The following is a 9,967-nucleotide window of genomic DNA, read 5'->3' as shown; positions in this document are numbered from 1 at the left end:
TTGAAAACAGGATACGCAGGGTTGCTCCGCAGAGGGGTTTAACCACAGAGGGCACCGAGGGACACAGAGGTTGCCACGCAACGTGGCTGTTATACATAGAGCACGGAGTAATTCACCGAGAAGCACTGAGTTAAAATAGCCACTCGGTTTTTTTTTGAGGCAGCAACCCCCTGATTAGCATCAAAAAGATAGATGAATCGAAAAATCAGATTACGAAAGATTTTTCCTTTTCGCTATATTTGGATGAATTTTTTAAAACCATTATACTGTTTTGCTCGATTAATCCTTAAATAATCGTGATGAAATTATTGATAACCCAACCAGGACAGACCATTAAAAAACAATAAAATACACAAACGAGAGGTAACAAACAATGTTGCAAAACTATTCTGAAGATACCATACGAACACTTGATTGGAAAGAACACATCCGTCGTCGTCCGGGTATGTACATCGGAAAACTCGGGGACGGAAATTTTGCCGATGATGGGATTTACGTTTTAATTAAGGAAGTCATGGACAACTCGATAGACGAGTACATGATGGGTTTTGGTAAGAAAATAAAAATCGATCTGGATGAAAAACGTATGTCCATTCGCGACTATGGCCGCGGAGTTCCCCTGGGGAAAGTGATAGACGTTGCCAGCAAAATGAATACCGGAGCCAAATACGACAGTAAGGTATTTAAAAAATCAGTGGGACTTAACGGTGTCGGAATCAAAGCCGTCAATGCACTCTCCTCTCAATTTATCATTCAGGCTTTCCGGGATGGCGAAACCAAACGAGTTATTTTCAGTGAGGGAGAACTTGTGGAGGAGTCGCCTGTAGCACCCACCAAAGAAGGCAACGGAACCTACGTGGAATTTATCCCCGATGAATCTATCTTCGGCGAATATACTTTCAAAAACGAATACATCAGCTCTTTGCTGAGAAATTACACCTATCTGAATGCCGGTTTGGCCATCCATTTTAACGGGGAAGTGTACCGTTCGGAAAACGGATTACTGGATTTGCTGGATGAGCAAATGACCGAAACTGGTCTTTATCAGATAATTTCGCTCAAAGACGAAGATTTGGAGCTTGCTGTTACCCATTGCAATCAATATGGAGAAGAGTATTATACCTTTGTAAATGGGCAGCACACCACCCAGGGCGGAACACATCTGCTGGCTTTTCGCGAAGCATACGTAAAAACCATCCGGGAATTCTACAACAAAAACTTTGATGTTGCCGATATTCGCTCCGGCCTTGTGGCAGCGGTTAGTATAAAAATCGAGGAACCGGTTTTTGAGTCGCAGACCAAAACCAAGCTGGGGTCCAAAGATATGTCGCCCGGTGGTGCATCGGTTCGCAATTACGTACTCGATTTTGTAAAAGAAAAACTCGACAACTATCTTCATAAGAATCAGGAAGCAGCCGAGATTATTCACAAAAAAATATTGGAATCGGAAAAAGAAAGAAAAGCCATTTCCGGCATCCAGAAACTGGCCCGTGAACGAGCAAAAAAAGTAAGTCTGCACAACAAAAAACTCCGTGATTGCAGAATCCATTTTGACTCAACCCACGAACGGAAAATGGAAACCTCCATTTTCCTTACCGAGGGTGACTCCGCATCGGGTTCCATCACCAAGGCACGCGATGTGGGCACCCAGGCAGTATTTAGTCTGAAAGGAAAGCCCCTCAACACATACGGGCTCACCCGCAAGGTGGTTTATGAAAACGAAGAGTTCAACCTGCTTCAGGCAGCCCTGAATATTGAAGAAGGTCTGGAAACCCTCCGTTACAACAAAGTCATCATTGCCACAGATGCCGACGTGGACGGGATGCACATTCGGCTGCTGTTACTGACTTTCTTTCTTCAGTTCTTCCCCGAACTGGTGAAAAACGGACATTTGTACATCCTGCAGACCCCCCTGTTCAGGGTGCGCAACAAAAAAGAGAGTTTCTATTGCTACAATGACCATGAGCGTCATGAGGCCATGAAGAAACTGGGGAAAAATGCGGAAATCACACGATTTAAAGGACTTGGAGAGATTTCGCCCGATGAATTTACCCATTTTATCAATAAAGACATACGACTGGAACCGGTCAAAATGAAGAAGGAGGATGCCTTTAAAGAGGTCCTTGATTTTTATATGGGGAAAAACACCCCCGACAGACAGAATTTCATCATTGACAATCTTGTGGTTGACGAAGAAATGCTATAACAATGAGTGACGAAAACGATAAATACCCTGAAATACCTGAGGAGCCCGAAGAGGACAACAACGAAGAGATCAACATTCCTGAATCCTCAGAACCATCGCACGAAGCGGAGCCTGAGTTAAAGATTACCGCACTTCAGGGAATGTACCGGACGTGGTTTCTGGACTACGCTTCTTATGTAATTCTGGAACGGGCTGTTCCGCACCTCAACGACGGTCTGAAACCTGTGCAGCGCCGGATCCTGCATGCCATGCGCAGGATGGAAGACGGCCGCTACAACAAGGTAGCCAACATCATTGGTTTCACCATGCAGTTTCACCCACACGGTGATGCATCCATTGGGGATGCCCTGGTGCAGCTGGGACAAAAAAACCTGCTGATTGACATGCAGGGTAACTGGGGAAATATTTTCACGGGCGACCGCTCCGCCGCAGCCCGGTATATTGAAGCCCGCCTGACCAAATTTGCCCAGGAAGTAGTTTTTAATCCCAAAACCACCGAATGGAAACCCTCTTACGACGGACGTAACCAGGAACCGGTGACGCTTCCGGTGAAATTCCCATTACTGCTTGCGCAGGGCGTTGAGGGTATTGCCGTAGGACTTGCTTCCAAAATTTTGCCCCACAACATTGCTGAGTTAATTGATGCATCCATTGCTCATCTTAAAGGTCAGCCATTTGAGCTCTATCCCGATTTCCCCACCGGCGGAATGATGGATGCATCGCGTTACAATGACGGTCTTCGTGGAGGCGCAGTCAGAGTGCGGGCTAAAATCAGTAAACTGGACAACCGCACCCTGGTAATTTCCGATATCCCCTTTGGACGAAATACATCCACCCTCATTGAATCAATCCTGAAAGCCAATGAGAAGGGGAAAATAAAAATCAAAAAAATTGACGACAACACGGCCGAAAAAGTGGAAATTCAAGTCCACCTGCCGGCCAATACATCGCCCGACAAAACCATTGATGCACTCTATGCATTCACCGACTGTGAGCTCTCCATTTCGCCTAACTCCTGTGTGATTCGCGATGAAAAGCCTGCATTTCTGGGAGTCAGCGAAATCCTAAGACACGATACCAGCCACACCGTACATCTGCTTACCCGCGAATTGGAAATCAGAAAAGGTGAATTGGAAGAGTCGTGGCACATGTCGTCGCTGGAAAAGATTTTCATCGAAAACAAAATCTATCAGCGCATTGAAGATTGTGAAACTTATGAGGCTATTATCAAGACCATCGACCACGGGTTGGAGCCTTTTAAGCCGCAACTGAAGCGAAAAGTTACCCGCGACGATATCCTGAAGCTGATGGAAATCCGTATCAAGCGAATTTCAAAATTCGACTCCAAAAAGGCCGATGAATACATTGCCTCTGTGGAAGAAGAGCTGGAGCAGGTTGAATATCACCTCAACAACATCATTACCTACGCCATTGACTATTACAAGGGATTGAAGAGGAAATACAGTTCCAACTATCCCCGGATGACTGAAATCAGAAGCTTTGAAAACATTGAAGCATCCAAAGTGGTGGTGAAAAATGAAAAACTCTACTTCAACAGAGAAGATGGCTTTGCCGGAACTGCCCTGAAGAAAGACGAATTTATCTGCAACTGTTCCGACATTGACGATATCATCATATTTTACAAAGACGGCCGATACCTGATTACAAAGGTGCAGGACAAAGCCTTTGTGGGGAAAGACATCATTCACATTGCCGTGTTTAAGCGAAACGATACGCGCACCGTTTACAATGTGGTGTATCGCGACGGAAAACAAGGCAACACCTATGTTAAGCGATTTGCAGTAACCGGTGTTACCCGGGACAAAGGATACAACCTGACCAAGGGAAAAGAGGGTTCTGAAGTCATCTATTTCAGTGCCAACCCCAACGGCGAAGCAGAAGTGCTGAAAGTTACACTTAAACCCCGTGCGCGGCTACGCAACCAGATTTTTGAGTTCGACATGGCCGAACAAACCATTAAAGGCCGAAGTGCACAGGGAAATATCCTGACTAAGTATCCCATTCACAAAATTGTGCTGAAGAAAAAAGGGGAAAGCACATTGGGAGGTCGAAAAATATGGTTCGAGCCCGAAATTCTGCGTCTCAACGTAGATGGAAGAGGAAAATATCTGGGTGAATTTCACAGTGGAGACCAGATACTGGTCATGACTAAAGATGGTTATCTATACCAGACAAACTATGACCTGGCCAACCACTATGAAGACAACATCCTGTACATCGAAAAATATGACCCTGAAGTTGTCTGGTCAGCCGTCTATTACGATGCCGACCAGGACTTTTTCTACCTGAAACGCTTCCAGGTAGAGCCGGTAAGCAAACCGCAACGCTATATTGGAGACAATCCCAAATCGCATTTGGTACGCCTTACACATGTGGATTACCCACGTCTCGAGATTAAGTTTGGCGGTGAAGATAAAGACCGGGAGAAGATAATTGTGGAAGTTGCCGAATTTATCAACATCAAAGGCTACAAAGCCAAAGGAAAACGGCTTACCACCTACCAGGTACACAAAATCATGGAGCTGGAACCCATTATTAAAGATGACCCAAAACCGGAAGAGCCGGAAGATGATGATGAGGACAGTGATGAGGGAGAAGAGGATAACAGTCAGATGTCTATTTTTTAGGGGCCCAAATGCCCCAACGGGTGGCTTAAAAATGTACTAATGTCAATTGGAAGTTACAGATTTCAAACTGCAGCCTCGTAATTGGAGGATGCATACCCGATGCATATACTGAAGCACCCGGAGACAAGCGGCAGCGTAATCGTAACACCCTCATATCAAAAAAACAAGAGCCACTGAAGTGCTGACAGAAGATAAAAATGACACTCATTACTTTAAGTCACAATAAATGCGATACCCAATATATCTCACCGGTTTCATGGGCAGCGGAAAAAGTACTTTTGGTCGCCTGCTGGCCCGTGAGCTCAATTGCCGGTTTGTCGATTTGGACAAATTCATCGAAGAGCAGGAAAAGATGAGCATTTCTGAGATTTTTTCAAAATATGGGGAAGAACGATTCCGGGAGATTGAGCGACTGACAGTACATAAAAGCACGAATCTTGGCAAAGCAGTTATTGCAACCGGAGGAGGTGTTCCCTGTCACTTCGACAATATGGAAGTGATGAACAAAAATGGAATGACCATCTATCTAAAAGTGTCTGCCCCCGCGCTAACCGAACGATTAATGCCGGCAAGAGCCCACCGTCCATTGATTGCCGGCAAGAGCAAAGAAGAACTGCTGGAATTTATCATCCACTCGCTGGAACAAAGAGCACCGTGGTACGAAAAATCCTCTCTGACCGCCGATACAACGGGCCTTTCTCCCCAAGCATCAGTCAGACTTGTTCTGGAAGCACTACGTTTGAAACATAGCTAATAGTTCACATAAAAATGGCACCCGGGTTTAGCGATAATAGAGATTCTTCGCATGCTACCAATGACAGATTTTTGTAATACGCAAAAAATCAGAAAATTAACAGTTGACTCTTTACCCGTGTAGATTACAAATCCATACGGACGGGATAGACCCGATTCAACGTCATTTCACATTACTAAATAAAAAATTTTGGCACTCAGAATGACATTCAGCCAGGTGGAGGGTTGACGAAGAATCTGTCCTGCGTATTTTCCTCAGACTCGCATACCCCTATAATTGGAAACTATATGAAACGAAAACAAATAGTACCCGGGTTTAGCCGGATGATTGTGCGTAAAGGCTAAGAGTCTTCTGTAGCCGGAATCAAGCCGGCATTCCCGGAAAAGCCAACAGATCGAAGCCTTGGGAAGCCCCCTGAAGCGGGCTATAAAGGTTGAGGGCGTTGCATTCGTCTAATCTCATGAACACTTTTCAAAGGCAAGCCCTTTTATCACATTAGAATTGTATTACATGACTCATCACGAATTGAGAATTCGAACAAAACCGGGATCCCGATCTGTCACCAATGCCCAGTATGAGCACAAGTTCAGCTTGTTTTTAAACTTATCTTCCAAGGTCAGTCCCCATCAAGCCAGTCAATACGTTCAAAATATTTATTTAGGATAGAATTAATATTCTGGAAAAATCGTTTCACGCATCAAAAATGCTGTTTTAATCAATTATTAACCTGACTTCTACGCCTACCTATCGGGAAACTTGTACTTTTGTATAAAAGCCGCTGACCGTCATGAGAAAAACATTTCTTTTTACATTACTGCTATTGCTGACAGGGCTATTTCAAATCTCTGCCCAGGAAGCACGTCCCAAAGTGGGACTGGTACTCAGTGGCGGTGGTGCCAAAGGACTGGCCCATATTGGTGTGTTAAAAGTCCTGGAAGAAGAAGGCATAGTGCCAGATTTCATCACCGGTACCAGCATGGGAAGCATCATAGGAGGACTCTATGCAATAGGTTACACTGCCGAAGAACTTGACTCTATTGTCAACAGCGTGTCCTGGTCAAATTTGCTTTCCGACCAAATCCCCCTCTCATCCATATCTCCTCAGGAAAAAGAAGATTACAACCGCTATCAGGTGGAGTTTAATATTACCAGGGATGGGTTAGAAATCCCATCGGGGCTGGTTCGCGGACAGAAAATAAGTGAACTAATTTCACGCCTCAGTTGGCATGTGGCTGATGTCGGATCGTTTGACAACCTGCCCATTCCGTTCCGCTGTGTAGCCGCCGACCTTATCAGTGGCAATCAATATATTTTTGACCACGGAAACCTGACTACAGCACTTCGGGCCAGCATGTCCATCCCCTCAGTGTTTTCTCCCGTTCGACTGGACTCAATGCTCCTTGTTGATGGAGGAATTCTCAACAATTTCCCCGTGTATTTGTGTAAAAAAATGGGCGCTGATATCATCATTGGCGTTAATGTGGGGTATAACACCAAACCCGGGAGCAAAGGCCCCCAAACACTTCCCGAAATCCTGATGGCATCGGCCACCATTGGTGGGAACATGGCCCTGCGCAGAGCCATCAAAAGAACAGATTTACTGATTTCGCCACCATTGGAGAAATACAATACCGCCAGTTTCTCCGACACCCGAAACATCATTCGAATTGGTGAGGAAGCAGCCCGTGAACACTTAGACGCCCTCCGAAAATTAAAAGCAGAGAAGAACATCAAATCCCGACCCTTGCTTCAAGTTGACAAGTCCAATTCAAGAACAAAAGTGATTTCCAGAATCCAAATTCATGGTCAGGAAAGCACCACACAACAGTTTCTGCTCGGTAACCTGAGAATTCAACCGGGTGATTCCATTACCAGTAATGCCATGCGTATGGGTATCGAAAGAGCTATGGGCACCCGTTATTTCGAAAATATCGCCTACCATTTTGAGCCCCTCGACGAAGGATACATGCTGGTGTTAAACGTGGAAGAGAGCAACCCTGCCGAAACCAAATTCTCCCTGCACTACGACAATGAGTACAAAGCAGGATTAATGGCCAACCTGACCATCAGAAACCTGTTCGGCAATTCTTCGCGCACATCTTTGACCACCGACATCTCGGAAACTCCCCGCCTCAACCTGTCTCACCTCAACTACATGGGAGAAAAGCATATAGCGGCAGCAAAAACAGGCTTTACCTACGAAAACAACAACCTGCCGGTTTATCTGGATAACGGGTCGAAGTATGGCACCTTCAAACAACGATACACATCCGTTTATGCAGGTTTCTTAACCAACCTGGGAACCTACTGGCAGATGGAAACCACTGCGCGTTACACCCATTCCACACTCCAGAACAGGAGTGGCTTTTCCGATATTTTTTATGCCGGTGTGGAACGTTTTGGAAATACATTTCTCTCCTCCCGGTTCGACTTCAATTACAATTCACTAAACAGACGATACTTCCCTGTCAGAGGCTCCAGAATCAATCTATATTATCGCTTCAATTTCGATGCACAGGAGCTTTACAAAGGCAGTGACAATGGAAAAGAGTTGGTTGCACCACTCACCGATATACCCAACCGGCAATATTTCTCACTGGGCGGTGACTGGAAGAAATATTTTCCGGTAAGCAGCAGGTTTACTCCGGGCATCAGATTGTCCGGGCAATTTACCAATAAAGAAGCCCCCCTGTTGGATCTGACTTTTATCGGAGGGCTTCCCTTTAACAACCGCAGCAATGAAGTTCATTTTATCGGCTACTCCTTCCGTGAAAAGCTGGTGGAAGACTATGCTCTTGGAGAAATAGACCTGCGATACCGCCTCCTTCAACAAATCCACCTGAATGTACAGGGAGGAATCCTATTTTCAACCATCAATCTGCCTGAGCAAATTGAGCCCATTGGTCTGGACAAAACAGAAACCGTTTACGGCTATGGCCTTATGCTGGCATACGACAGTTTTCTTGGCCCAGTGCAACTGGGTGCCGGCAGCAACAGTACCGACCACCGGGTAAGATGGTACTTTAATTTTGGGTTTAATTTCTGATTAAACCATATAACGCTACACTTCACGCGTTGCAAGAAAACACAATTCATCTCAAGCAGAGCAATAAAGTTTTTATCCACTTTTTCACTTAACCTCACGAACGATTGCATCGCAAAGCAACTCTAAAAAAATAACCATTCACTCAATTTCTCCATCCATTCACTCATCCTTTTAGGAATCACCTACACTTGACATTACATTCACATTGGATTAAAACTCCACCCTCTTTCAGACCATGATTAAACCAGAAAACCCTGCCTTTGGTTATTAAACCTTTAAACCAGGCAAAAATGAGTAATGTAATTGGCATGTTGGTGTTGGTAGATTCTGCCGCCCTGATAAAAGACAGCAGAATACAGAAGATGATTGAATCTTCTCCAGCAGTTGAGGAAATCCCTGTTTTTACCCTTAAAGAGGAAGATGATTTTTCTTCGTACATCTACATGATGGCAGATCGTCGTCATGTGGTGGATGGGCAGGGAACAAATAACCTGACCGTAAAGGCGGCTCCCGGTGATGAGTTGCGGTGGTGGGAGGCCAACATATACCAGAATTCACCGTTCGAGATAATGATTAAAGAGGTATCTCCGGCAGCCAATAAAAAAATGAGCTGGCAGGAAGTATTTCATCAAACGCCTGCATTACATCCGGATATTGAGAAAGAAAATCCGTCCACTATCGGACTTTTTGGAAGAGACTTGTTCTGGGCGGCTGCATTCGCGGATTTCAGATATCAGACCCAAATAAAAGAAGACACCCTATTGAGTGAACCCAATATTAATCTGGATTACCACATAGATTTACAAATTATGGATAAGTCGCATCCTGAAGAAAAGCCTGTCTGCATTTTCAGATGGTTCCCAAAAATACAACTTCAGGAGGCGTCTTAACCTCTAACCCTAACACTACTCTCTCTATCTCAGTTTGTCTGGAAGAAAGACCTGTCAGCTGCTCTGGTCAAGCGCTGGCAGGTCACTTCTATTCATGTATTTATGAGTTCACTTAAACTATTTTAAAGATTGAACGGCAAGAGGGGGAGAATTGTGGAAACGACCCCAGGGCGTTGCCCTGGGCAATTGCTCTAAGACCTTCGGCCTTAAAAAAGTAATGTTCTATATAACTCTGAAGTGCTTAAAAACTTTCTCCTGTGCAGCCCTTGTCACAGGAATCCGCGTCTTGTCAATAAAAAGTGTATTGCCTTCAAAGCCTGTTACATTGGAGAGATTGACGATAAAGGAACGGTGCACCCGCATGAAATCTTTGGGCGAAAGCTTTTCTTCGAAACTTTTCAACACCACGGAGTAGGTGTATTT

6 protein-coding genes are annotated in these 9,967 nt (G+C 44.9%); 5 read left to right on the top strand and 1 reads right to left on the bottom strand.

All coding sequences use genetic code 11. The annotated features are described in order from the left end of the window. The first annotated feature begins 373 nt into the window (after positions 1–373). The 5 genes from QZZ43_RS06205 (at position 374) to QZZ43_RS06185 (ending at position 9,544) form a co-directional block, all read left to right on the top strand. Positions 374–2,206: a DNA topoisomerase IV subunit B gene (locus QZZ43_RS06205; protein ID WP_291857116.1), complete on the top strand. Its 1,833-nt coding sequence runs from the start codon at positions 374–376 to the stop codon at positions 2,204–2,206. 2 nt (positions 2,207–2,208) lie between these two features. Beyond that, complete coding sequence (locus tag QZZ43_RS06200) at positions 2,209–4,854, top strand: DNA gyrase/topoisomerase IV subunit A (protein ID WP_291857114.1); 2,646 nt, start codon at positions 2,209–2,211, stop codon at positions 4,852–4,854. Positions 4,855–5,080: 226 nt separating this feature from the next. Continuing rightward, positions 5,081–5,608, top strand: a complete 528-nt coding sequence (locus QZZ43_RS06195; RefSeq protein ID WP_291857112.1) for a shikimate kinase — start codon at positions 5,081–5,083, stop codon at positions 5,606–5,608. A gap of 787 nt (positions 5,609–6,395) precedes the next feature. After that, complete coding sequence (locus QZZ43_RS06190) at positions 6,396–8,654, top strand: patatin-like phospholipase family protein (protein WP_291857110.1); 2,259 nt, start codon at positions 6,396–6,398, stop codon at positions 8,652–8,654. 290 nt (positions 8,655–8,944) lie between these two features. Continuing rightward, positions 8,945–9,544 carry an AidA/PixA family protein gene (locus QZZ43_RS06185; RefSeq protein WP_291857108.1) on the top strand — a complete coding sequence of 200 codons (600 nt, stop codon included), beginning with the start codon at positions 8,945–8,947 and terminating at the stop codon, positions 9,542–9,544. Between the two features lie 222 nt (positions 9,545–9,766). Here the strand turns inward: QZZ43_RS06185 and QZZ43_RS06180 are convergent. After that, on the bottom strand, positions 9,767–9,967 hold a 201-nt coding region (locus tag QZZ43_RS06180; protein ID WP_291857107.1), incomplete at its 5' end, for a LytTR family DNA-binding domain-containing protein.

It is taken from the genome of Marinilabilia sp., from assembly GCF_016278715.1.
Lineage (GTDB): Bacteria > Bacteroidota > Bacteroidia > Bacteroidales > Marinilabiliaceae > Marinilabilia.
The sequence above is the reverse complement of the archived record's forward strand: the minus strand, read 5'-3'. Positions and strand labels throughout refer to the sequence as shown.